Here is a 22,644-nt window from a genome sequence, read left to right as displayed (position 1 = left end):
GTGATTTCCACCGTCCTTGTGGCGAACCGGGGCGAGATCGCCTGCCGGGTCTTCCGCACCTGCCGTGAGCTCGGCATGTCCACCGTCGCCGTGTACTCCGACGCGGACGCCGACGCCCTGCACGTACGGGAGGCGGACACGGCCGTACGGCTGCCGGGGGCCGCACCCTCGGAGACGTATCTGCGCGGCGACCTGGTGGTGAAGGCGGCGCTCGCGGCGGGCGCGGACGCCGTCCACCCGGGCTACGGCTTCCTGTCCGAGAACGCCGACTTCGCCCGGGCGGTGACCGACGCCGGCCTGGTCTGGATCGGCCCGCCGCCCGAGGCCATCGAGACGATGGGCTCGAAGACCCGCGCGAAGGAGGTCCTCGGCATCGCCCCGCTGGCCGAGGTCACCGAGGCCGACCTGCCCGTCCTGGTGAAGGCGGCGGCGGGCGGCGGTGGCCGCGGTATGCGGATCGTGCGAGAACTCGACGCGCTGGCAGGCGCGTTGGAGTCGGCGTCGGCCGAGGCGGTGAGTGCCTTCGGGGACGGCGAGGTCTTCGTCGAGCCGTACGTCGAGAACGGCCGACACGTCGAGGTGCAGCTGCTCTGTGACACCCACGGCACGGTCTGGGCGCTCGGCACCCGGGACTGCTCCCTCCAGCGCCGACACCAGAAAGTGGTCGAGGAGGCCCCGGCGCCCGGCCTGCCGGCCGCGCTCGAAGCGTCCCTCCTGGACACGGCCGTCCGGGCGGCGAAGGCCGTCGGCTACGTCGGCGCGGGCACGGTCGAGTTCCTGGTCGCGGACGGCCGGGCGCACTTCCTGGAGATGAACACCCGCCTCCAGGTCGAACACCCCGTGACGGAAGAGGTGTTCGGGGTCGACCTCGTCGCCCTCCAGTTGGCCGTCGCCGAGGGCCGCGCCCTGCCCCCGGAGCCCCCGGCCCCGCGGGGCCACGCGATCGAGGCCCGCCTGTACGCGGAGGACCCGGCGCGGGAGTGGGCGCCGCAGACGGGCGTCCTGCACCGCTTCGAGCTGCCCGGGGGCGCGCGGCTCCGCGTCGACACGGGGTACGTCTCCGGGGACACGGTCGGCGTCCACTACGACCCGATGCTCGCGAAGGTGATCGTCCACGCCCCGACCCGCGGCGAGGCGGTCCGCAAGCTCGCCCATGCCCTGGATCGGGCCCGGATCCACGGGCCGGTCACCAACCGGGAGCTGTTGGTGGCCTCGCTCCGGCACCCCGAGTACGGGTCCGAGGATCACCTCGACACCGGGTTCTACGACCGGAACCTGGACGCGCTGACCCGTCCCCGGGAGGGTGAGGAGTACGCGGCGGCTGCCGCCGCCCTTGCCGCGGCAGCCGCCGACACCGGCCGGTTCGGCGGTGGTTGGCGGAACCTGCGTTCGCAGGACGAGACGCGGACGTACGGGGACCACGAGGTCCGCTATCGGCCGGCCCGGGGCGGCGGGTACGAGGTCAAGGCCCCCGAAGGCGTACGGGTCGTCTCGGCGGCCCCCGATCGGGTGCGCCTCGAAGTCGCCGGGGTCGTACGGAACTTCGACGTCTCGGCGTACGAGGACGGCACCGTCCACGCCGGTCCGTACCGGCTCACGGCCCGACCCCGCTTCACCGACCCCCGTGAGCAGACGGCCCCCGGGTCCCTGCTCGCGCCCATGCCCGGCACCGTCGTGCGGGTCGCGGACGGTCTCGCCGTCGGCGATCGGGTCGCCGCCGGGCAGCCGCTCCTCTGGCTGGAGGCCATGAAGATGGAGCACCGCGTCATCGCCCCCGCCTCCGGCACGCTCACCGCACTCCATGCCGCCCCCGGCCGCCAGGTCGAGGTCGGCGCCCTGCTCGCCGTCGTCTCCGACGACGCCACGACCGAAGCAGCACAGGAGGACCAGACCGTATGAGCACCATGATCGAAAGCGAAGAGCTGACCGCGCTCCGCGCCGCGGTCTCCGCGCTCGGCCACCGGCACGGCCCCGGCTTCGACCGGGCCGCGCTGTGGGCGGAGGCGGGCAAGCTCGGTTATCTGGGCGTGAACCTGCCCGAGGAGTACGGCGGCGGGGGCGGCGGCATGGCCGAGCTGTCGATCGTCCTCGAGGAGGCGGGCGCGGCCGGTGCGCCGCTCCTGATGATGGTCGTCTCGCCCGCGATCTGCGGCACGGTCATCGCCCGCTTCGGTACGGAGGAGCAGAAGCGGGACTGGCTGCCGGGTCTGGCGGACGGTTCGCGGACGATGGCGTTCGGCATCACGGAGCCGGACGCGGGCTCGAACTCGCATCGCATCACGACCACCGCGACCCGTACGGAGGAGGGCTGGGTCCTCAACGGGCGGAAGGTGTTCGTGTCGGGTGTCGACATCGCCGACGCGACGCTGATCGTGGGCCGTACGTCGGATGCCAGGACCGGGAGTCTCAAGCCCTGTCTCTTCATCGTGCCGCGTGATGCCCCCGGTTTCCAGCGGCGCCACATCGAGATGGAACTCGACGCGAACGAGAAGCAGTTCGAGCTGACGATCGACGACGTCCACCTGCCGGCCGACGCGCTCGTCGGCGACGAGGACGCGGGTCTGCTCCAGTTGTTCGCGGGGCTCAACCCGGAGCGGATCATGACGGCCGCGTTCGCGATCGGCATGGGGCGGTACGCGCTCGCGCAGGCGGTGAAGTACGCGAAGGAGCGTCAGGTCTGGAAGGCGCCGATCGGCGCCCACCAGGCGATCGCGCATCCGCTCGCCCAGGCGCACATCGAGCTGGAACTGGCCCGTCTGATGATGGCGAAGGCGGCGCACCTCTACGACGCGGGCGACGATCTGGGTGCGGGCGAGGCGGCCAACATGGCCAAGTACGCGGCGGCGGAGGCCTGTGTGAGGGCCGTGGACCAGGCGGTCCACACCCTCGGCGGCAACGGTCTGACGCGGGAGTTCGGCCTGGCCCGGCTGGTCACGGCGGCGCGGGTGGCCCGGATCGCCCCGGTCAGCCGGGAGATGATCCTCAACTATGTGTCGCACCAGACGCTGGGGCTGCCCAAGTCGTACTGATCCGCGCGGTGGGCCCTCGGCCACGGCCGGGGGCCCACCGGGCGGTGTCAGCTGATGTGCTCGTACGTCCAGCCCGTCGCGATCTTGACGCGCGCGGTGAACGTGGCGGCGCCGCGCAGGCCGGTGGCCGTGTAGCGGTAGACGTCGCCGCCGGGGGTGACGGCGACCAGGTCGGCCCGGCCGTCGCCGTTCATGTCGCCCGGTGCGACCAGGTGCGCGTACCCGTCCCAGCCCGAGCCGATCAGGACGCGCGCGGCGAACGGAGCGGTGGGCGAGCCGGTGCCCGGGTGGACGTACAGGCGGTTGTCGTACCGGGAGATCAGGTCGGGGCGGCCGTCGCCGGTGACGTCCCCTGCGCCGATCAGCTTGTCCACCTTCCAGCCGGTGCCGATCTTCACGGCCGCGCCGACACGGGTCGGCGTCTCGTGCTTCACGCCGGGGTAGAGGAACAGAGAGCCCCACAGGTCCAGGCCGAGGACGTCGGTCGGGCCGTCGCCGGTGATGTCACCGATCGAGATCCGCGCCTGGTAGTCGCGGAAGGCAGGGCTGCTGGAGACCATGGAGCCGCCGTCGCCGTACAGGCCGGCGTTGTTGGCGGTCAGCAGGGTGGCCCGGTCGTTGGAGTTCATCGCGTGGACGCTGGACGTGCCCCAGTGGTAGGCGTACTCCCCGGCCGCGCCGAACTGCTTGCGCGCGGTGAACGTGCCGTCGGAGAGCGTTCCGTACGTGAAGGCGGTGCCGGTGGTGTCGACGACGAACAGGCCGTGCTTGCCGTACGCCGGTACGCCGCCCTGGCCGAGGTAGTACGAGAGGTTCTGGCCGCCGCCGCCGTAGTACGTCCGCGGACCGAACTTCCCGCCGCCGACGGAGAGGTACCGGTAGAACGCGCCGCCGGGCGTGCGGGCCAGCAGGTCGGCCCGGCCGTCGTTGTCGAGGTCGTCGGCACCGATGATCTGGTTGTAGGCGTTCCAGCCGCCGCCGATCCTGACGCGGGGCTTGAACGGGGCGGTGGCGGAGCCGGTGCCCTTGTAGAAGTAGAGGTCGCCGGCCGTGGTGCGGGCGACGATGTCGGCGATCGTGTCGCCGTCGACGTCGTTGGTGCCGACGAGCTGGTCGTAGCCCTGCCAGCCCTCGCCGACCTTGACGCGCGTCTTGAACGGCCCGCCGTTGTAGACGGTGCCCCGCCCGGAGTACAGGTAGAGCGTGCCGGACGGGGTACGGGCCAGCAGGTCCTGGAGTCCGTCCTTGGTCAGGTCGCCGGGGGCGAGGACCTTGTTGTAGATGTGCCAGCCGTTCCCCTGCCAGACGAGCCCGGGGTCGGTGGCCGTGGGGCTCTTGGCGGAGTGCAGCCGGAGCGTGCCGTCGGAGCGGATCGTCAGCAGGTCCGGGGTGTCGGTGCCCCACAGGTTGTCCGCGGACAGGATCTCCTGGCTGACGGTGCCGTCGAGGTCGTCCGCGCCGATGGTGAACGGTGCGCTGGTGCCCGTCTTCGACAGGGCGATCGTCAGCTTGCCGGTGGTGGCCGACCGGTAGACCCGGTCGCTCCGGCCGTCTCCGTCCCGGTCGAAGCGGGGCTTCGCGCGGGCCGTGGTGGCCGCTTCGGCCGTGGCGGGCGTGGGAACGACGGACAGCAGGCCCACGCCGAGCGCGAGGGCCGTGCAGGCCGCGAGGCGACGCGTACGACGCCGGTGGTGCGTGTGGAGCAAAGTCCCTCCTGGGACGGGTGGTGGAGACGGGGCCCGAAGGCGTCCGGATCTTAAGGTCCGCAGGAAAAGGAAGGGAAGATCCTCCGCGTACAACCTTTCACCGGCCCGGTCGTCAGGCAGTCCGGTCGTCGGCCGTGCCGTACTGGCCGACGTGCCGGCCGGTCCGGGGCCGGCGGGCGCTGGACCGACGGATCGGTACGGGCGCCCGCCCCTGAGGGCCGCGACCCCCGCGGCCCTCTCGGACCGGCCCGCTCAGTCCTCGTCCTCCTCCTCGGCGGCGTGGCTGCCGCCCAGGAGGACGACCTCGCCGATCCAGCGGCGTACCTCCTCGCCGAAGTCCACCCGGCCGACCTCGTGGTGGGCGGCCACGAAGCGCCGGGCGGGCGGCTTGCTCTTCCAGTAGCGCTCCTTGAGGGCGGCCTTGCGAAGGAAGATCTCGCAGCCGACCGCGTTGGTGTGGAAGTGCAGTTCCAGCTCCCGCGGGCGGTCCTGCCCGGTCTGCCGGTCGACGAGCAGGAGCCCCTGCTGCCGGTAGACGTGGTACTCGGTGCGGGGGATGTTCCCGTTGTGGATGCGCGAGGTCTCCAGGGCGTAGCCCTCGGTGGCGAAGGCGTCGAGGACCGCCTCGTGGAGGGGGAGTGCGGTGATGTGCACGAGGTCGTCGTCCGTCTGGGCCTTGATGCCCTCGGCCTCGACCTCGGTGTGCAGGCCCAGGTGGACCCCGAGCTTCCGTCCCTTCACCTCGGTCAGCGGGGTCTCCCACTTGAGCCGGTGGCGGATGGGAATCCGCCTCTCCTCGCCCTTCTCCAGGGTGAAGTAGCCGCTCATGCTCGGGTAGTCGAAGGTGTCGCCGGTGGAGCCGTCACCGTCGCCCTTGTGGGCCACCGGCGCGTCGGTGACGAGCTTCAGGTAGATCGACTTCACCTCCACGCGGCGTTCGGGGGCGCGCAACACCACTTCCCCGCGCAGCAGGCCGCCCGGCAGCGCAGGCTCGGACTGCACGAGGGTGTCGATTTCGAGCGGTATACCGCCCATGCCCAGAAGACGCTTGAAGACCATGCGCGCAGGCTAACCGGCTGATGACCTTGCAGGGAGCGGAAGTTCGGGCTCCGGCCGGGCCCGGGGCACGGGCGATGTCGCCCTACCCGACGGCGGTGCCCTCCAGCTCGACCAGCTGGCCGGGGATCGCCAGCCGTGTCACCCCGAGCATCGTGGTGGCCGGTGCCACACGGGCGGCTCCCAACCGCGCCGCGAGCACGCCGTAGTGAGGGAAGAGCAGGTCGACGTCGGTCGTGTAGACGTTCAGGCGGACGAGATGGGCGAGAGTCATGCCGGCCTCGCCGAGCACCGCCTCCAGGTTCTCGATGCTCAGGGCCAACTGCGCCGCCATGTCGCCCTCGTGCAGGGGCTTGCCGTCGTCGCTCATCGAGGTCTGCCCGGAGACGTACAGGGTCCGGGTGTGCCCCGTGACGAGCTCGCCCTGGTTGAAGCCCATCTCCAGGGACCACGTCACCGGGTTGATCGCCGTTCGCTCCATCGCCACATCAGCTCCATTCGGTTCACGGGAAGTGCGTACGACGGAGAGACTTCCAAGGAATCACGACACCCTTGGTCATGTATTCCGTTAGCGTTCCCGCATGCGCGCCGACCGGTTGGTCTCCCTGGTGCTCCTGCTGCGTCGGCACGGCCGATTGACCGCGGACACGCTCGCCCGCGAGCTGGAGGTGTCCACCCGCACCGTGCTGCGCGACATCGAGGCGCTGTCGGTGGCGGGCGTCCCGGTCTACGCCGAGCGGGGCCGGCACGGCGGGTTCGCGTTGCTGCCCGGGTTCCGGACGGAGCTCACCGGGCTGAACCACGACGAGGCCCTGGCGCTGCTGACCGCCGGATCGGGGCGCGGCGAGCAGGTGCTGGGCCTCGGCAAGGCGCTGGCCTCGGCCGTGCGGAAGGTGGTCGACGCGCTGCCGGAGCAGCACCTGGCCACCGCGAGCGACGCCGCCCAGCGTTTTCTCGTCGATCCGGAGACCGACCTGCTCTCGCGTCGGCCGGTCACGGACGAGGTACCCGGCGCCGTCATGACGGAGGTCCGGCGCTCGGTGCTGGCCGGACACAAGCTGCGCATCCACTACGCGGCCACGGGCGAGGCGCCGCAGTGGCGCACGGTGGATCCGATCGGGCTGGTCACCGTACGGGAGCGGGGCTATCTGCTGGCCACGAGGGACGGCGAGGACCGCACCTACCGGCTGTCGCGGGTGGTGGCCGCCGAGGAACTCCCCGAGGCTGCGGAGCGGCCGAACCGGGTCGATCTGGACCGGATCTGGCGGGAGCGCTCGGCGCGGTTCCTCGCCGACGGCCACATCACGGTGCTGGTACGGGTCGACCCGGTGCGGCGGGAGGAGCTGCTGGACTCCGCGGTGGCCGTGCGTGCGGAAGCGCCCGACGGGGACGGCCGGCTGCGGCTCGAGCTGACCTTTCAGGACGCGTGGCATGCCGAGTGGGCGCTGTGGCGGCTCGGTACGGATGTGGAGGCCCTGGCCCCGCAGTCGTTGCGGACCTCGCTGCGCGACCGGGCCGCCGCGATCGTCGCCCGATACGGGGGTGCGTCCTGAGGCGGAGGTGTCGGGTTCACGCCGGTCGTCGTTCTTCCCAAGAATCATGCAGGCGTGCTTGATTGTTTCGGTGGAGTGCTGACAAGGTCTCCCCAAGTCGTACCGACACGCGCGATCCTGGCGACCACCTTCCACCTCTCCCACCTCTCCAGGGGGCTTGCATGGTGTTCCACAGCGAGTACGAGGCCGTTCCGACCGTCTCCCTGCCGATCCACGACGCGGTGCTCGGCGGCGCCGCCGAGCGGGGCGACACACCCGCGCTGGTCGACGGGGCAGGGGAGTTCACCCTCACGTACGGACAGGTCGACGCCTTTCATCGGCGGGTCGCCGCCGGGCTCGCCGAGGCCGGGGTGCGGAAGGGGGACGTGCTCGCGCTGCACAGCCCCAACACCGTGCTCTTCCCCGTCGCGTTCTACGCCGCCACGCGCGCGGGTGCCTCCGTCACGACCGTGCATCCGCTCGCCACGCCCGAGGAGTTCGCCAAGCAGCTCCGCGACTCCGCCGCGCGCTGGATCGTCACCGTCTCCCCGCTGCTTCCCTCGGCCCGTGCGGCGGCCGAACTCGCGGGCGGGATCGAGGAGATCTTCGTCTGTGACGAGGCGCAGGATGGCGCCCGCTCCCTGCAGGCCTTCCTCGGCTCGACCGCGCCCGTCCCCGAGATCGGGATCGACCCCGACGAGGACGTCGCCGCGCTCCCGTACTCCTCCGGCACCACCGGCGTCCCCAAGGGCGTGATGCTCACCCACGCCTCGATCGCCACGAACCTCGCCCAGCTGGATCCGGTCATCCCGATGGGGCCCGGTGACCGGATCCTGGCGGTCCTTCCCTTCTTCCACATCTACGGGCTCACCGCCCTCATGAACGCGCCCCTCCGCCAGGGCGCCACCGTCGTCGTCCTCCCCCGCTTCGAGCTCGACACCTTCCTCGGCGCCATCCAGAAGCACCGCATCAACGGCCTCTACGTCGCCCCGCCGATCGTGCTCGCCCTCGCCAAGCACCCGGCCGTCGCCGACTACGACCTGTCCTCCCTGGAGTACATCGTCAGCGCCGCCGCCCCGCTCGACGCGGCCCTCGCCCAGGCCTGTTCGGCGCGGCTCGGGCTGCCGCCGGTCCTCCAGGCGTACGGCATGACCGAGCTGTCCCCGGGGACGCACGTGGTCCCGCTCTCCGCCGCGAACCCGCCGCCCGGCACCGTCGGCAAGCTGCTGCCCTCCACCGAGATGCGGATCCTGTCCCTCGACGACCCCTCGAAGGACGCGGCGCCCGGCGAGGACGGCGAGGTCGCCATCCGGGGGCCGCAGGTCATGAAGGGGTACCTCGGCCGGCCCGACGCCACCGCCGCCATGGTCGACGCCGACGGCTGGGTGCACACCGGCGACATCGGCCGGGTCGACGACGACGGCTGGCTGTACGTCGTCGACCGCGTCAAGGAACTCATCAAGTACAAGGGCTTCCAGGTCGCCCCCGCCGAACTCGAAGCGCTCCTCCTCACCCACGAGGGGGTCGCGGACGCCGCCGTCATCGGCGTCACCGACGCGGACGGCACCGAGATGCCCAAGGCCTTCGTCGTACGCCAGGCCGCCGCGCCCGGCCTCACCGCCGAGGACGTCATGGCGCACGTCGCCGCCCGGGTCTCCCCGTACAAGAAGGTCCGCAGCGTCGAGTTCATCGAAGCCGTGCCCCGGGCAGCGTCCGGGAAGATCCTCCGAAGGGAACTGAGGGACCGCGCATGACGACACTCGTGACATCGGCCGAGGAACGGGGCATCACCACCCTCGCCCTCGACTCCCCGGCCACCCGCAACGCGCTGTCGGCGGCGCTCGTCACCGAGCTCGCCGACGCACTCACCGCCTGCGGGAAGGACCCCGCGGTCCGGGCGGTGGTGCTCACCCACACCGGCGGCACGTTCAGCGCGGGCGCCGACCTGAAGGCGCCGCCGAGCCCGTACGCCTTCGTGGATCTGCTCCGGCAGATCGTCGAGCTGCCGAAGCCGGTGGTCGGACACGTCACGGGGCACGTACGGGCCGGGGGCCTCGGGCTGCTCGGCGCCTGTGACGTCGTGGTGGCGGCGGAGGCGGCCGACTTCGCCCTCACGGAGGTACGGATCGGGGTCGCGCCGGCCGTCATCTCCCTCACCCTCCTCCCGAAGCTGGAGCCGCGCGCGGCGGCCCGGTACTACCTGACGGGCGAGCGGTTCGGGGTGGCGGAGGCGACCGCCATGGGACTCGTCACCGACGGCGAGGAGGCCCTGCCCGGCATCCTCGACTCCCTCCGGGCCGCCTCCCCGCAGGGCCTGCGCGAGGCGAAGCGCCTGGTCACCGCTAGAGTCCTGGAGACCTTCGAACGCGACGCGGAGGACCTGGTGCAGAGGTCGGCCACGCTCTTCGCCTCCACCGAGGCGCGCGAGGGGATGACGGCCTTCCTCGAACGACGGGACCCCGCATGGCGGCTGTGACCGCACCCAAGCAGGACAGGAGCCGCGCCACCCGGCAGCGGCTCCTGGAGGCGGCCGTGTCCTGCCTGGCCGAGCACGGCTGGGCGGGTTCCACGGTCGCCGTCGTCGCGGAACGGGCCGGCGTCTCCCGGGGCGCCGCCCAGCACCACTTCCCGACCCGCGAGGACCTGTTCACGGCCGCCGTCGAGTACGTCGCCGAGGAGCGCTCGCAGGCACTGCGTGCCCTGCCGTCCCGGGACCGCCACGAGGCCGTCGCCGCGCTCGTCGACCTCTACACCGGGCCCCTGTTCCGGGCCGCCCTCCACCTGTGGGTCGCCGCCTCGGGCGAGGAGCAGCTCCGCACGCGCGTGACCGAGCTGGAGGCCCGCGTCGGCCGCGAGTCGCATCGCATCGCCGTCGAGGTCCTGGGTGCCGACGAGTCGCGCCCCGGCGTCCGCGAAACCGTCCAGGGCCTCCTGGACATGGCCCGCGGCCTGGGCCTCGCCACCCTCCTGACGGACGACCGCGCCCGCCGGGAACGAGTGGTCTCCCAGTGGGCGCGGCTGTTGGACGAAGCACTCGCGTAGGGGCGAGGAGGCTCAGACCCCCGGGATCTCCCGCGCCCGGAAGGCGTCCCGCACGGCGTTCGCCGCCGACGTGCCGTACATCTTCTGTGCCGTCTCGACGGTCTTCCGGGCCGCGTCGCCGAAATCGGTGTCGGGTGCGAAGCCGAACTGGGCGTTCACGATGATCCGGTCGGCCGTCCGGGCGCCGAGCGAGGTGCGGATGTCGAGGAGGGCGCGGGACCAGATCTCGCCGTCGGCGTGGACCTCGCCCTCCCGGTCGGCGTACGTCTTGGTGCCGTCGATCCGGCGGAGGCAGTGCGGCGCCTCGCTGTAGCCGGTCGCGTCCCAGTCGGCGACGCAGGCCGCGTCCGCCTTCATCGCCCAGCCGTACTTCTGGACGGCGTGGGTGCCGACCTGCACGGCCAGGTAGTCGCCGAAGGCCTCGCCGATCGCGCCGGCCTCCGGGGTCGTCCCGAAGCCGGGGACCTGCGCGTTGTGCACGGCGTGGCCGTACTCGTGCAGGACCACCTCGGCGTCCTCGGCGTCGTCCACCCCACCCTTGCCGAAGCGGATCTCGCCCTTCTTGTCGGTGAAGAAGGAGTTGTCGGCGCCCCACTGGTTGAGCCGGACCGGCTGCACCCGGTCGTTGGCCCCGGGCAGCTCGGTGCCGAAGCCGAGCCCCTGCAGGTACTCCTGTGCCTCGTTGACCCAGAAGTACGCCATGACCTGCTCGAACTGGTCGTCGGAGCGGTTGTACGCGGCGGCGCCCGCGACGGTGGCGGGCTTGCCCGTCTCGGACCGGACCGCGACCCAGCGGCCGGACAGGCCGCCGCTCGCGTCGAGGTTCCGCAGCGCGACGGTGGCGTACGCGGAGGCGGGGACGTCGCTCGCCGCGTCCTTGTGGTCGGTGAGGGACTGGTCGCCGGTGGCCTGGACCGGGTTCACCATGAAGACGCGGGCCTGGGGGAGCGGGGAGGCCGCCTGGGGGAGGGCGGAGGCGCCGGCGGCGGGCAGCAGCGCGACGGTGGCCGCCGTGGCGGCGGTGGCGACGGCTGCGGCGAGCAGGCCGCGGGACGGGCGGCGGGTCATGGACATCCTCCTGCGTAGGGATGCTGCGACGAGAAGCTTGACGTGCGCGTGACACGTGTGGCGGCGATCTTCGCGTACGTCCGCCCCTTTGAACACCCCTGGGTTCCGGGTGAGAACAACCGGGCCCCGGATGTCGGGACGTGACCCGGGCCACAGTCGATCCACCGCTCCCGCAGTACTCTGGTCGCATGCCTACGCTCGTACGCCGTCGCCACGTGGACTTCGTCCGCGTCACGAGCATGAGCTGTCGCCGCTCCGCCTGACCCCCGAGGGGCACCACCACCGCCCCCCGCCCGGGTCCCTCGTTCAGAGCCCAAGCCGACCGGCACCCGTGGCCCCCGCCCCACCCTTGGCGGCCGCCCCGGGCACCCGTAGACCCCGCGGACGCACACATGACTCGCAGCTCGTACCCCTCGCAGCTCCCCATCGTCGACCTCTCGGCCGCAGACCGTGACCCCCAGGCCCGGCGCCTGCTCCACGCGCAGCTGCACTCCGCCGCGCACGACGTCGGGTTCTTCCAGCTCATCGGGCACGGTGTGACCGAGGCCGAGACGCGGGCGCTGACGTCCGCGATGCACGCCTTCTTCGCCCTGCCCGAGGCCGACCGGCTGGCCCTCGACAACATCAACTCGCCGCACTTCCGCGGCTACACCCGCATCGGCGACGAGCGCACCGCCGGCGCGCGCGACTGGCGCGACCAGCTCGACATAGGCGCCGAGCGCCCCGCGCGCACCCCCGCACCCTGGGAAGCCCCGTACTGGTGGCTCGAAGGCCCCAACCAGTGGCCCGAGGCCCTCCCCGAGCTGCGGACCGCCGCCCTCCACTGGATCGATCGGCTCAGCGGGGTCGCCGAGCGGCTGCTGCACGAGCTGCTCGTCTCGATCGGCGCGCCCGCGGACTTCTACGACGACATCTTCGGGCCCCGCGCCCATCCGCACCTCAAGCTGGTGCGCTACCCGGGCAGCAGCGGCGAGGGCGACGACCAGGGCGTCGGCGCGCACAAGGACTACGGCTTCCTCACCCTGCTCCTGCAGGACCAGGTGGGCGGGCTCCAGGTGCAGCGCGAGGACGGGAACTTCCACGACGTGCCGCCGCTGCCGGGCGCGTTCGTCGTGAACCTCGGCGAGCTGCTCGAAGTGGCGACCAACGGCTATCTGATCGCCACCAACCACCGGGTCGTCTCGCCGCCCGGGGCGACCGAGCGGTACTCGGTGCCGTTCTTCTACAACCCGCGGCTCGACGCCCGGATCACCCCGCTGGCCTTCCCGTACGCGGAGTCCGCGCCCGGCGTCACGGCGGACCCCGCGAACCCGCTGTTCGCCGAGTACGGCCGCAACGAGCTGAAGGGCAAGATGCGGGCCCACCCGCTGGTGGCGGCCCGTCACCACGCGGACCTGCTGCTGCACCCGGAAGCGCAGCCGGCGCTGTCGGCGTAGGGCGCAGGCGGTACGGCGGCCGGGGCCGGCTAAGGCCTGCGGCTACGCCCTACGGCTACGGCCTGTGGCTTCCACGGCTTCCGTGACCGACACGGCGACGGCCCTGACTGTGCGGGTCGGGCCGTCGCCGTGTGCGTCGCGGCAGGAAGTAGCAGGCGGTAGCAGGCGGGATCAGCCCGCGATGTCCTCGAAACCCTCGATCTCGCGCGGGTTCCGCTGGCCGGGGCCCGTGTAGCGGGCGGACGGGCGGACCAGGCGGCCGGTGCGCTTCTGCTCCAGGATGTGCGCCGACCAGCCGGCCGTACGCGCGCACGTGAACATCGAGGTGAACATGTGCGCCGGGACCTCGGCGAAGTCGAGGACGATGGCCGCCCAGAACTCCACGTTCGTGGCCAGGACGCGGTCGGGGCGCCGGTTGTGCAGCTCCTCCAGCGCGGCCTTCTCCAGGGCCTCGGCGACCTCGAAGCGCGGCGCGGCGAGCTCGCGGGCGGTACGGCGCAGCACGCGCGCGCGGGGGTCCTCGGCGCGGTAGACGCGGTGGCCGAAGCCCATGAGGCGCTCGCCCTTGTCGAGGGCCTGCTTCACGTACGCGGTGGCGTCGCCGGTCCGCTCGATCTCCTCGATCATGCCGAGGACGCGGGAGGGCGCGCCGCCGTGCAGGGGGCCCGACATGGCACCGACGGCGCCGGAGAGGGAGGCGGCCACGTCGGCGCCGGTGGAGGCGATGACGCGCGCGGTGAACGTGGAGGCGTTCATGCCGTGCTCGGCGGCGGACGTCCAGTAGGCGTCGACGGCCTTGACGTGCTTCGGGTCGGGCTCGCCGCGCCAGCGGATCATGAAGCGCTCGACGACGGAATCGGCCTTGTCGATCTCGCTCTGCGGGACCATGGGGAGGCCCTGGCCGCGGGCGGACTGGGCGACGTACGAGAGCGCCATGACGGCGGCGCGTGCGAGGTCGTCGCGGGCCTGCTCGGCGGAGATGTCGAGGAGCGGTTTGAGGCCCCACACGGGGGCGAGCATCGCGAGCGCGGACTGGACGTCGACGCGGATGTCGCCGGAGTGCACCGGGATCGGGAAGGGCTCGGCGGCCGGCAGGCCCGGGTTGAAGGCGCCGTCGACGAGCAGCCCCCAGACGTTGCCGAACGAGACGTGACCGACCAGGTCCTCGATGTCGACGCCGCGGTAGCGGAGGGCGCCGCCTTCCTTGTCGGGTTCGGCGATCTCCGTCTCGAACGCGACGACTCCCTCGAGCCCGGGTACGAAGTCGGACATCAGGCGGCTCCTCTATCGATGATCGATCAACCGAGTGCTGGTCGATGGTGGGGACGGTGGGGATTCAACAGATGGTGGGGATTCAACAGCAGTCCAGCCCAAGAGTCTGTACGGTTCCGATGATGCGGGGAAGCGTGACATCCGGCACACTGCGCCGATCCGGCGAGTAAGGATTGACGGCACGCGGTGCCGGGCAGACTGGGGTGCTGCGGCAGGATGGCCCCGTGACCGATCCTGTGAACGATGCCCTGGATCCCGCCGACATGCGCGAGCAGTACCGCACCACGGAGCTGTCGGCGTCCGACCTCGCGCCCGAGCCGATCGCGCAGTTCGCCCGCTGGTTCAAGGAGACCGCCGCGAACCCGGCGATCCACGAGCCGAACGCGATGATCGTCTCCACGGCCACCCCCGACGGCCGCCCGTCCTCCCGCACGGTGCTCCTCAAGCACTACGACGGGGCCGGCTTCGTCTTCTTCACCAACTACGACTCCCGCAAGGGCGCGGAGCTGGCGGCCAACCCGTACGCCTCGCTGCTCTTCCCCTGGCACCCGCTGGCCCGCCAGGTCATCGTCACCGGCCGCGCCGAGCGCATCGGCCGCGACGAGACCGTCGCCTACTTCCGCACCCGCCCGCACGGCTCCCAGCTGGGTGCCTGGGCGAGCCGCCAGTCCTCGGTGATCGACTCCCGCGCCGAACTCCTCGCCCGCTACGGGGAACTCGCCGCCCGCTACCCCGAGGACGCCCAGGTCCCGGTCCCGCCGGAGTGGGGCGGCGTCCGGGTCGTCCCGGACGCGGTCGAGTTCTGGCAGGGGCACGAGAACCGCCTCCACGACCGTCTGCGGTACGTCCGCGAGGGCGACGAGCAGTGGCGCGTGGAGCGCCTGGCGCCCTAGCGACGCGGCTCGCGCCCCGGCCCGTGGCGTGCGCGCTCCCCGCGGCCGCCCCGTGGGTTTGCGTGCTCGTTTCCGCCGCGCAACGATTTCGGTGAACCTGATGTGTTCTGGGTCACGTTCCAGTTGAATGGTTTGCACCAGGGGGAGTGCCAGGGTGAGGCCGGGGGGATTGCCGGGATGAGTGCTTTCACGGGGTCCGCGAGCGAGACCGCTTCCGTTCCCGGGGCGGGGGCCGATCTGCTGGCCGCGCTGCTCGACGGGATGGACGCGGCGCTCTGCGCCTTCGACGCGGACGGGACGATCACGCACTGGAACCGCGAGGCCGAGCGGATCCTCGGCTGGTCCGCCGCCGAGGCCGTCGGGCGGCGCGGGTTCGAGGGCTGGGCGGCGCGGAGCGCGGACGCGGAGGAGACCCTGCAGCGGCTGATGGGGGCCATGAAGGGCCCCGGGCGGCAGGTCCACGAGCTGGCGCTGCTCCGCAAGGACGGCGGCCGGGTGCTCGTACGGAGCCAGGCCGCCGGGGTGCGAGGGGCGGACGGCGCTCCGGCGGGGGTGTACTGCGCGTTCAGCGAGGTCCACGTCCAGCTCGACCTGGAGCGTTCGGTGGCGCTCAGCGAGGCCCTGTTCGAGGACGCCTCCTGGGGAGTCGTCCTCGTGGACGCCGATCTGCGCCCCGCCATGGTCAACGGCCACGCGGCCCGCGCCTTCGGAACCGGGCGTACGGCCCTGCTCGGGCGCCCGCTGGGTGATGTCGTCGTGCACGGGGCCGAGGAGCTGGAGGGCGCGCTCCAGCACGTACTCGCGGAGGGCACGCCGCCGGCGCCCGCCGAGGTCTGGGTGACGCTGCGGACGTCGGAGGGGGAGCGGCGCCGGTGCTGGCGCAGCGGCTTCCTGCGGCTGTCCTCGCCGATGGCGGAGGAGCCGGTGCCGCTGGGGGTGGCCTGGCTGTTCCAGGACGTGACGGAGGAGCGGCTCGCTGCCCGGGAGGCGGACCGGCTGCGGTTCCGGTGGAGTCAGCTGCACCGGGCCGGCGCGGCGGCGGCCGAGTGCGAGGACCCGGCGGAGGCGGCCGCGGTGCTGCTCGACTTCGCCCTGGCCGGCTTCGCGGATCACGCCCTGGTCGACCGGGTCGCGGGCGAGCGGCGCCTGACCCGGACCCTGGCCACTCCGGCGGGCGCCCCGGGCCCGGCCTCGCCGGTGGTGGGCGGCGGCATCCCGCTGCGGTACGGCCCGCGGCACCCGGCGCTCCAGGCCTGGGACCGGGTGGGCACGGTACGGGCGAGCGCGGGCCGGACGGCCGAGGTGTGGGCGGAGGCCCATCAGTGGCCCGGCGACGCGGCCCACGCGGTCTGCGTGGCCCTGCGCTCCCGGGGTCGCACGCTGGGCGTGGTGACGTTTCTGCGGGCGGCGTGCCGACAGCCCTTCGAGCGCGAGGACGTGGTCTTCGCGGAGGCGGTGGCGTCGAGGGTGGCGGCGGCGCTGGACCTCGGGAGGGGTTGAGTCCGCGCGGGGAGCTTCCCCGGGCTGGGTCCGCGCGGGGAGCTTCCCCGGGCTGGGTCCGCGCGGGGAAATTCCCCGCCGCCGGTCCGGCACCGTGATGGGATCCGGCCATGACGACTCCGAAGACTCCGAAGGCCGCCACGATTCCCGCGGTTCCCACGCTTTCCGCGACCCTTCCGGACAGGGCCCGGCTGTTCCGTTCCCTGCACGTGCCCGGCCGGCCGGTGGTCCTGCCCAACGCGTGGGACGTCGCCTCGGCGCGCGTCGTCGCGGACGCCGGGGCCCCGGCGGTGGCGACGACCAGCGCGGGCGTGGCGTGGTCGCTCGGCCGTGGCGACGGTGATCACCTGGGCCGGGACGAGGCGCTGGCCGCGGTCGCCCGTGTCGCGGCATCGGTCGACGTACCGGTCACCGCCGACGTCGAGCGCGGCTACGCGGACGATCCGGCCGGGGTGGCCGAGACCGTACGGGGCGTCCTCGCGGCGGGTGCCGTCGGCATCAACCTGGAGGACACCCTGCGCCCGGACGCCCTGCGCCCCGTGGCCGAGCAGGCCGCCCGGATCGCGGCGGCGCGCGGGGCGGCGGACACGGCCGGGGTCCCGCTCTTCGTGAACGCCCGCATCGACACCCACCGGATGCCGCCGGGGGACCGTGCGGCCTGGCTGGACGAGACGCTGTCCCGGGCCGTGGCCTACGCGGCGGCCGGGGCGGACGGGATCTTCGTCCTGGGCGCGCTGGACGCCGCGACGGTCGAGCGCCTGGTGGCCGCGTCGCCGCTGCCGGTGAACGTCGCGGTCGGCCCCGGGACACTGTCGGTGGCCGAGCTCGCGGCGGCGGGCGTGGCCCGGGTGAGCGCGGGCTCGTCGATCGCGGAGGCGGCGTACGGGCTGGCCGGGCGGGCGGCCCGCGAACTGCTGGAGCAGGGCACGGCGAAGGAACTTGAGGGCGGCGCCGACTACGCCACCCTGAACACCCTGCTCCTGACCGCCACCGACTGACCGCCACCGAGTGGCCGCTACCGACTGACCGCCACCGAGTGGCCGCCACCGACGGGCCGCCATCGGCGGGGCCTGACGGCGATCGGCGCCCGCCGCCCGCAGTCCGACGATCGGCGCGTGACCGGTGCGCGATGTCCGACGGACGGCGGGCGACCCGGTCGGGGTGACCCCGTGAGGATGGTCGCCATGAACCCCGAACTCGAAGTGTTCGCACCGTTCTTGACTCGGACGGACCGCACCGACCCGATCGAAGGACGTACGCCGTGAAGCTCCGGTCGAAGAAGATCCGACTCGTCCTGTGCGCCGGTGTGGCCGCGCTCACGGCCTGCGTGGGGACGGTGGCGGCCGCTCCCGGCCCGGACGCGGCGACGTCCGGGCCCGCCCGTGTCGATCCCGGGAAGCTGAGGTCCGCCATGGACGGTGTCCATCGGGCGGGCGTTCCGGGGGTGTTCGGCGAGGTGCGGGACGCCGGCCGGACCTGGCGCGGAGCTTCCGGGGTCGCCGACCTCGCCACCGGTCGGCCCGTCGACGCCGGGATGCGTCAGCGCGTCGCCAGTATCACCAAGACCTTCACCGCGGCCGCCGTCATGCAGCAGGTCGAGCGGGGCCGGATCGAGCTGGACGCACCCGTCGGTGACCACCTGCCGGACCTGGTGCCGGGGGAGCGGGGCAAGCGGATCACGGTCCGGATGCTCCTCAACAACACCAGTGGCATCCCCGACTACATCCCGTACGCGTTCCCCTCCCTCCAGGAGAACTCGCCCAGGAGCCTGGACGACAACCGGTTCCGGGAGTTCCGCCCGGCCGAGCTGATCGCACTGGGCCTCGCGGCGCCGCCCACGGGCGAGCCCGGAGGCCCGGTGGGCGTCTACTCCAACACCAACTGGCTGCTGCTCGGCCAACTCCTGGAGCGGGTGACCGGCACCACCGCCGAGCGCTACATCACCCGCCACGTCATCGAGCGCGCGGGGCTGCGGCACACGGGGTTCCCGGACGGGCCCCGGATCGACGGGCCGCACCCGCGGATGTACGAGGCCATGTTCGGCCTGCTCGACCCGCCGCGTGACTACAGCGTCTACGGCATGTCCTGGGCGATGACGGGAGCCGGCCTCGTCGCCACCATGGAGGACCTCAACCGTTTCTACGCCGAGCTGCTCGGCGGCAGGATCGTCGGCCGTGCGTCGCTGGCGGAGATGCAGCGCACGATCCCGGTCCGCGCCCTGGACGGGACGATGATCGATTACGGTCTCGGCCTGCACAAGGTCGTCGTTCCCGGCTGCGGCACCTTCTGGGGTCACGACGGCTCGCTCTGGGGAGCCGGGACCATCTCCCTGACCAGGGCCGACGGCAGGCGTCAGATGTCGGTGGCGGTCAACCTGCAGCGGTGGAACGAGCGGGATTCCGAGGGGATCCCGCAGCCCCATCCCATCGACGGCGCCCTGCGGACGCTGTACGGGCGGGCACTGTGCGGCACGGACACCTTCGAGCCCGTGCCGGTGCCGGTGCCCGTGTCGGGGCCCGCGTCCGAGCCCGTTCCCGCCACCGCCCTCTAGTGCCGGTAGAAGATCCGGTCGCCGTACTCCGTCATCACGCGGCCGTTCCACTCGTGGCCGCCGTCGACGTTCCCGGACCGCAGCAGCGGCGGCTCGATGCCGCGGCGGACGAGGTCCTCGGCGGCGGCGGCGAGGGTGGCCTGCATGAGGGCGCTGGTGACGACGGTGGACGCGGGTGCGAAGGGGGCCTCGATGCCCTCGTGGGTGAGTTCCGCGTCCCCGACGGCGATCCGGGAGTCGAGGACGATGTCGCAGTGGTCCTTGAGGTAGGTGCCCGAGACGTGCCGGGACTTCGTCTCCGTCGCGTAGGCCACCGAGGTGACGCCGATGACGGTGAGGCCGAGCGCGCGGGCGTTCATCGCCATCTCGACGGGCAGGGCGTTGCGCCCGGAGAGGGAGATGATGATCAGGACGTCCCCGGCCTTGGCGGGGGAGGAGTCCAGGACCGCGCCGGCGAGGCCGTCGACCCGTTCGAGGGCGGAGCCGAGCGTCGCGGGCATGACGTCGACGCCCACGACACCCGGGACGACGAGCAGGTTCATGAGGGCGAGGCCGCCCGCCCGGTAGACGACGTCCTGGGCGGCGAGCGAGGAGTGGCCCGCGCCGAAGGCGAAGAGCCGGTTGCCGTTGGCGACGGCCTCGGCGATCGCGGCGCCCGCCTCGGCGATCTCGGCCGAGTCGCCGTCGCGTACCTGCTGGAGCAGGCCGATCGCGGCGTCGAAGAACTGTCCGGCCAGCTTGCTCTCGCCCGCGCTGTCGCCCATTCCAGAAGCTCCTTCTCGTCGCCGTCACGTCGTCGCGTCATGTCGTGGTCGTGCCCCGGTCGCCGATCACGGTGCGGTCTGGACCATTGCTCTGTCAATACCGCCTTCGGCCGGTGCGGCCCGGTTGTCGGCGCGATGCGTCAGAATTGGTGCAGGGCCAGCGCACGACTCATCGAGGGGCACGTATGTCCGGACTGATCGACACAACGGAGATGTATCTCCGCACCATCCTCGAGCTTGAGGAGGAAGGTGTGGTCCCCATGCGTGCCCGGATCGCCGAGCGGCTCGACCAGAGCGGCCCAACGGTGAGCCAGACGGTGGCCCGGATGGAGCGCGACGGCCTGGTGGCCGTGGCCAGCGACCGGCACCTGGAGCTCACGGACGAGGGCCGCCGCCTCGCCACCCGCGTCATGCGCAAGCACCGCCTCGCGGAGTGCCTGCTCGTCGACGTGATCGGCCTGGAGTGGGAGCAGGTGCACGCCGAGGCCTGTCGCTGGGAGCACGTGATGAGCGAGGCCGTGGAGCGGAGGGTCCTTGAGCTGCTCCGTCACCCGACGGAGTCGCCGTACGGGAACCCGATCCCGGGCCTTGAGGAGCTGGGCGAGAAGGCGGAGGCCGAGGCCTTCCTCGACGACTCGATGGTGTCGCTCGCCGAGCTGGACGCGAGCGAGGGCAAGACGGTGGTCGTCCGCCGGATCGGCGAGCCGATCCAGACGGACGCCCAGCTGATGTACACGCTGCGGCGGGCGGGCGTGCAGCCCGGCTCCGTGGTGTCGGTGACGGAGTCCGCGGGCGGCATTCTCGTGGGCAGCAGCGGCGAGGCGGCCGAGCTGGACGCGGACGTCGCGGCGCACGTGTTCGTCGCGAAGCGCTGAGGCTTCACAGCTTTCGTACGGAGTCGAGGGCGTCCTGCCGGCCGGTGAACGGACCGGCGGGGCGCCCTTTTCGGCTTCCGCGGCAGTGGTTTCCGGTCAGATGTAGGGGGCGAGGACGCCCCACAGGCCGAGGAAGAGGATTCCGACGGCCGCACCGCCCGTCCACGCCTGCCACATCTTGAGGACGAACCCGTCCTCCTCGGTGGTGACCAGGGCGCTGCCGGCCGGGTCCCTCTCCTCGGGTCGCGTCGGAGTCCCCCTTGGTGAGGACCTGTGAACTGAGCATGACCAACTTGACCCGCAGCGTGGGGCATTGGTTGGACGTGGGGGGCAAGGGATGGCCTCGGTGCGGCCCGGCGTGGCCGACGACCGCCGTGCGCCCCGTTTTACGCCGGAATGGCTACGCCCGCGCCCTCGCCGTGCCACGCTGGGTCGAAGTGGTGCGACACCGGGGGTCGGGCGAGGCGATACCGGGGAGGGGTGGGGCGGTGCGGCGAGTGGATGTGGTGCGTCGGTTGCCGTCCGTCCCGGTGGCCCGTGCGCCCCGGACAGCAGAGGGCCCCGGCGCCCTTGGGCGCCGGGGCCTGTCCTCCCCTGTGCTGACCTGGAGCCCCGAGCTCTCAAGGTCATCCCCTCGGACCGTTTTTCCCCGAGCGGTCCGCCTCCCGTTCAAGATCTCCCCTCGGCAGCGGCCGTCAATCCTTGAGCCCTGTCACTCGAACGAGGGGTGTTGCGCGGCAGGAGCGCATTTTCGAATGCGAGTTCGATAGTCTGGCGTGGTTCGACGGCAAGAAGAGGGGGTGCCAGGGATGGCGCGACGACTCGACGTCACCGGGGCCGACGGCGTACGGCTGGCGGCCTGGGACTTCACGCCCGGGACCGCCCCGCAGACCGGCCCCGGGGTGTTACTCCTCCACGGCCTGATGGGCCACGCCGCCCATTGGGCCCCGGCGATCAGCCGCCTCACGGCAGCTGCCGCCCGCCCCGACACCGGATCCCCCGGCATCGGGCTCCCCGGCCCCGGCGTCCCCGTCCCCGGATCCCCCGGCATCGGGCTCGGCCCCGGCGCCTTCGACACCGGCGCCTTCGACACCGGAGTGCCCCGACCCGGCCCCGGCGCCCCCGCCATCACGCTCCCCGCGCCCGGAGCCCCCTCCGTACTCTCCGCCTCCTCCGTCCCTCGCCGGCCCGGGCCCCACCCCCGCACCATCGCCCTCGACCAGCGCGGCCACGGGCACAGCGACAAGCCCCCCGGCGGGGTGTTCACCCGCGAGGCGTACGTGGCGGACGCGGCCGCCGCCGTCGAGCAGCTCGGTCTCGGCCCGGTCACCCTCATCGGCCACTCCATGGGCGCCCTCACGGCCTGGCAGCTCGCCGCGGAGCGCCCCGACCTCGTCCACGCCCTGGTCATCTGCGACATGCGCGCCTCGGCGCTCGGCGCGGCCTCGCAGCGCGAGTGGCGGGACTGGTTCCGCCGCTGGCCGGCCCCGTTCCCCTCGCTCGACGCCGCCCGCCGCTGGTTCGGCGAGGAGGACCCGTGGGTCGAGCGGCCCAACCCCGCCCGGGGTGCCTTCTTCGCCGAGGTGATGGCCGAGCACCCGGACGGCTGGCGCCCGGTCTTCGACCCGGAGCAGATGCTGACCTCCCGGGAGACCTGGGTGCACGACGCCCACTGGGAGTCGCTGGCCCAGGTCCGCTGCCCGACGCTGGTCGTCCGCGGCCTGGACGGCGAGCTGGGCCGCGCCGAGGCGCAGGAGATGGTCCGGGTGCTGCCCCGCGGGGCGTATGCGGAGATCCCCGACGCGGGCCACCTCCTCCACTACGAGCACCCGGACGCCTGGCGCGAGGCGGTCGGCCCCTTCCTGAACGGCGTCCTCACCTCGTAGATCGCCCTCCTGGGGAAGGGCGACCCCCTCCTGC

19 protein-coding genes are annotated in these 22,644 nt (G+C 72.7%); 13 read left to right on the top strand and 6 right to left on the bottom strand.

Annotated features, from left to right (window positions below):
* Entirely contained in the window at positions 1-1,899 is a 1,899-nt protein-coding gene (locus OG259_RS18295) for an acetyl/propionyl/methylcrotonyl-CoA carboxylase subunit alpha (RefSeq protein WP_328943233.1), read from the top strand.
* Complete coding sequence (locus OG259_RS18290) at positions 1,896-3,029, top strand: acyl-CoA dehydrogenase family protein (protein ID WP_328943232.1); 1,134 nt, start codon at positions 1,896-1,898, stop codon at positions 3,027-3,029. Before OG259_RS18295 ends, OG259_RS18290 begins: the two co-directional genes overlap by 4 nt.
* Before the next feature lie 47 nt (positions 3,030-3,076).
* On the opposite strand, the gene OG259_RS18285 is transcribed toward OG259_RS18290, so the two are convergent.
* The 3 genes from OG259_RS18285 to OG259_RS18275 all read right to left on the bottom strand — a co-directional run bounded on the left by OG259_RS18285 (position 3,077) and on the right by OG259_RS18275 (position 6,272).
* Positions 3,077-4,735 carry an FG-GAP repeat domain-containing protein gene (locus OG259_RS18285; RefSeq protein WP_328943231.1) on the bottom strand — a complete coding sequence of 553 codons (1,659 nt, stop codon included), beginning with the start codon at positions 4,733-4,735 and terminating at the stop codon, positions 3,077-3,079.
* Positions 4,736-4,987: 252 nt separating this feature from the next.
* On the bottom strand, positions 4,988-5,794 hold the full coding sequence (locus tag OG259_RS18280) for a sporulation protein (protein WP_328943230.1): 807 nt from the start codon (positions 5,792-5,794) through the stop codon (positions 4,988-4,990).
* An 82-nt stretch (positions 5,795-5,876) separates the two neighbouring features.
* The gene (locus OG259_RS18275) at positions 5,877-6,272 is read right to left on the bottom strand and encodes a RidA family protein (protein WP_328947116.1); all 396 of its coding nucleotides are present in this window, start codon (positions 6,270-6,272) and stop codon (positions 5,877-5,879) included.
* A 100-nt stretch (positions 6,273-6,372) separates the two neighbouring features.
* Between OG259_RS18275 and OG259_RS18270 the strand changes: the two genes are divergently transcribed.
* From OG259_RS18270 to OG259_RS18255, 4 genes are all read left to right on the top strand, one after another.
* A complete protein-coding gene (locus OG259_RS18270; RefSeq protein ID WP_328943229.1) occupies positions 6,373-7,344 on the top strand; it encodes a helix-turn-helix transcriptional regulator in 972 nt (323 codons plus the stop codon).
* 161 nt (positions 7,345-7,505) lie between these two features.
* Positions 7,506-9,077: an AMP-binding protein gene (locus OG259_RS18265; RefSeq protein WP_328943228.1), complete on the top strand. Its 1,572-nt coding sequence runs from the start codon at positions 7,506-7,508 to the stop codon at positions 9,075-9,077.
* Entirely contained in the window at positions 9,074-9,799 is a 726-nt protein-coding gene (locus OG259_RS18260; RefSeq protein WP_266895056.1) for an enoyl-CoA hydratase family protein, read from the top strand. The genes OG259_RS18265 and OG259_RS18260 overlap by 4 nt, the downstream gene beginning before the upstream one ends.
* Positions 9,787-10,365 (top strand): TetR/AcrR family transcriptional regulator, encoded by a 579-nt coding sequence (locus OG259_RS18255; RefSeq protein ID WP_266895058.1) that lies wholly within the window; start codon positions 9,787-9,789, stop codon positions 10,363-10,365. The genes OG259_RS18260 and OG259_RS18255 overlap by 13 nt, the downstream gene beginning before the upstream one ends.
* A 12-nt stretch (positions 10,366-10,377) precedes the next feature.
* On the opposite strand, the gene OG259_RS18250 is transcribed toward OG259_RS18255, so the two are convergent.
* The gene (locus tag OG259_RS18250; protein WP_328943227.1) at positions 10,378-11,433 is read right to left on the bottom strand and encodes a M4 family metallopeptidase; all 1,056 of its coding nucleotides are present in this window, start codon (positions 11,431-11,433) and stop codon (positions 10,378-10,380) included.
* Positions 11,434-11,825: 392 nt separating this feature from the next.
* On the opposite strand from OG259_RS18250, the gene OG259_RS18245 reads away from it, so the two are divergent.
* Positions 11,826-12,869: an isopenicillin N synthase family dioxygenase gene (locus OG259_RS18245; protein ID WP_328943226.1), complete on the top strand. Its 1,044-nt coding sequence runs from the start codon at positions 11,826-11,828 to the stop codon at positions 12,867-12,869.
* Between the two features lie 171 nt (positions 12,870-13,040).
* Here the strand turns inward: OG259_RS18245 and OG259_RS18240 are convergent, their stop codons facing one another.
* Positions 13,041-14,141, bottom strand: a complete 1,101-nt coding sequence (locus OG259_RS18240; protein WP_328943225.1) for a citrate synthase 2 — start codon at positions 14,139-14,141, stop codon at positions 13,041-13,043.
* A gap of 263 nt (positions 14,142-14,404) precedes the next feature.
* On the opposite strand from OG259_RS18240, the gene pdxH reads away from it, so the two are divergent.
* The 4 genes from pdxH to OG259_RS18220 all read left to right on the top strand — a co-directional run bounded on the left by pdxH (position 14,405) and on the right by OG259_RS18220 (position 19,085).
* Positions 14,405-15,034: a pyridoxamine 5'-phosphate oxidase gene (gene pdxH, locus OG259_RS18235; protein WP_328947115.1), complete on the top strand. Its 630-nt coding sequence runs from the start codon at positions 14,405-14,407 to the stop codon at positions 15,032-15,034.
* Positions 15,035-15,211: 177 nt separating this feature from the next.
* Positions 15,212-16,534, top strand: coding sequence for a PAS domain-containing protein (locus tag OG259_RS18230; RefSeq protein WP_328943224.1), 1,323 nt, complete (start codon positions 15,212-15,214; stop codon positions 16,532-16,534).
* Positions 16,535-16,644: 110 nt separating this feature from the next.
* Positions 16,645-17,532 carry an isocitrate lyase/PEP mutase family protein gene (locus tag OG259_RS18225; RefSeq protein ID WP_328943223.1) on the top strand — a complete coding sequence of 296 codons (888 nt, stop codon included), beginning with the start codon at positions 16,645-16,647 and terminating at the stop codon, positions 17,530-17,532.
* A 263-nt stretch (positions 17,533-17,795) separates the two neighbouring features.
* On the top strand, positions 17,796-19,085 hold the full coding sequence (locus OG259_RS18220) for a serine hydrolase domain-containing protein (RefSeq protein WP_443051982.1): 1,290 nt from the start codon (positions 17,796-17,798) through the stop codon (positions 19,083-19,085).
* Here OG259_RS18220 and OG259_RS18215 read toward each other — a convergent pair.
* Complete coding sequence (locus OG259_RS18215) at positions 19,082-19,849, bottom strand: SIS domain-containing protein (RefSeq protein ID WP_266895072.1); 768 nt, start codon at positions 19,847-19,849, stop codon at positions 19,082-19,084. The genes OG259_RS18220 and OG259_RS18215 overlap by 4 nt on opposite strands.
* Before the next feature lie 185 nt (positions 19,850-20,034).
* Here OG259_RS18215 and OG259_RS18210 point away from each other — a divergent pair, with 185 nt between their 5' ends.
* Together OG259_RS18210 and OG259_RS18205 are read left to right on the top strand one after the other, a co-directional pair.
* Complete coding sequence (locus OG259_RS18210) at positions 20,035-20,724, top strand: metal-dependent transcriptional regulator (protein ID WP_030322213.1); 690 nt, start codon at positions 20,035-20,037, stop codon at positions 20,722-20,724.
* An 809-nt stretch (positions 20,725-21,533) separates the two neighbouring features.
* Positions 21,534-22,610 carry an alpha/beta fold hydrolase gene (locus OG259_RS18205; protein WP_328943222.1) on the top strand — a complete coding sequence of 359 codons (1,077 nt, stop codon included), beginning with the start codon at positions 21,534-21,536 and terminating at the stop codon, positions 22,608-22,610.
* Positions 22,611-22,644 lie beyond the last annotated feature (34 nt).

The sequence above is a fragment of the Streptomyces sp. NBC_00250 genome (assembly GCF_036192275.1).
Taxonomy (GTDB): Bacteria; Actinomycetota; Actinomycetes; order Streptomycetales; family Streptomycetaceae; genus Streptomyces.
Note: the sequence above shows the minus strand (reverse complement) of the source record. Positions and strands in the feature narration are given on the sequence as shown.

Bases quoted from the DNA above. Each gene is read 5' to 3' on its own strand.
- OG259_RS18275 (WP_328947116.1), bottom strand. From the start codon at position 6,272: ATGGAGCGAACGGCGATCAACCCGGTGACGTGGTCCCTGGAGATGGGC.
- OG259_RS18280 (WP_328943230.1), bottom strand. From the start codon at position 5,794: ATGGTCTTCAAGCGTCTTCTGGGCATGGGCGGTATACCGCTCGAAATC.
- OG259_RS18205 (WP_328943222.1), top strand. From the start codon at position 21,534: ATGGCGCGACGACTCGACGTCACCGGGGCCGACGGCGTACGGCTGGCG.
- OG259_RS18265 (WP_328943228.1), top strand. From the start codon at position 7,506: ATGGTGTTCCACAGCGAGTACGAGGCCGTTCCGACCGTCTCCCTGCCG.
- OG259_RS18230 (WP_328943224.1), top strand. From the start codon at position 15,212: ATGAGTGCTTTCACGGGGTCCGCGAGCGAGACCGCTTCCGTTCCCGGG.
- OG259_RS18260 (WP_266895056.1), top strand. From the start codon at position 9,074: ATGACGACACTCGTGACATCGGCCGAGGAACGGGGCATCACCACCCTC.
- OG259_RS18240 (WP_328943225.1), bottom strand. From the start codon at position 14,141: ATGTCCGACTTCGTACCCGGGCTCGAGGGAGTCGTCGCGTTCGAGACG.
- OG259_RS18255 (WP_266895058.1), top strand. From the start codon at position 9,787: ATGGCGGCTGTGACCGCACCCAAGCAGGACAGGAGCCGCGCCACCCGG.
- OG259_RS18250 (WP_328943227.1), bottom strand. From the start codon at position 11,433: ATGACCCGCCGCCCGTCCCGCGGCCTGCTCGCCGCAGCCGTCGCCACC.
- OG259_RS18270 (WP_328943229.1), top strand. From the start codon at position 6,373: ATGCGCGCCGACCGGTTGGTCTCCCTGGTGCTCCTGCTGCGTCGGCAC.
- OG259_RS18290 (WP_328943232.1), top strand. From the start codon at position 1,896: ATGAGCACCATGATCGAAAGCGAAGAGCTGACCGCGCTCCGCGCCGCG.
- OG259_RS18225 (WP_328943223.1), top strand. From the start codon at position 16,645: ATGACGACTCCGAAGACTCCGAAGGCCGCCACGATTCCCGCGGTTCCC.
- OG259_RS18215 (WP_266895072.1), bottom strand. From the start codon at position 19,849: ATGGGCGACAGCGCGGGCGAGAGCAAGCTGGCCGGACAGTTCTTCGAC.
- OG259_RS18245 (WP_328943226.1), top strand. From the start codon at position 11,826: ATGACTCGCAGCTCGTACCCCTCGCAGCTCCCCATCGTCGACCTCTCG.
- pdxH (WP_328947115.1), top strand. From the start codon at position 14,405: ATGCGCGAGCAGTACCGCACCACGGAGCTGTCGGCGTCCGACCTCGCG.
- OG259_RS18210 (WP_030322213.1), top strand. From the start codon at position 20,035: ATGTCCGGACTGATCGACACAACGGAGATGTATCTCCGCACCATCCTC.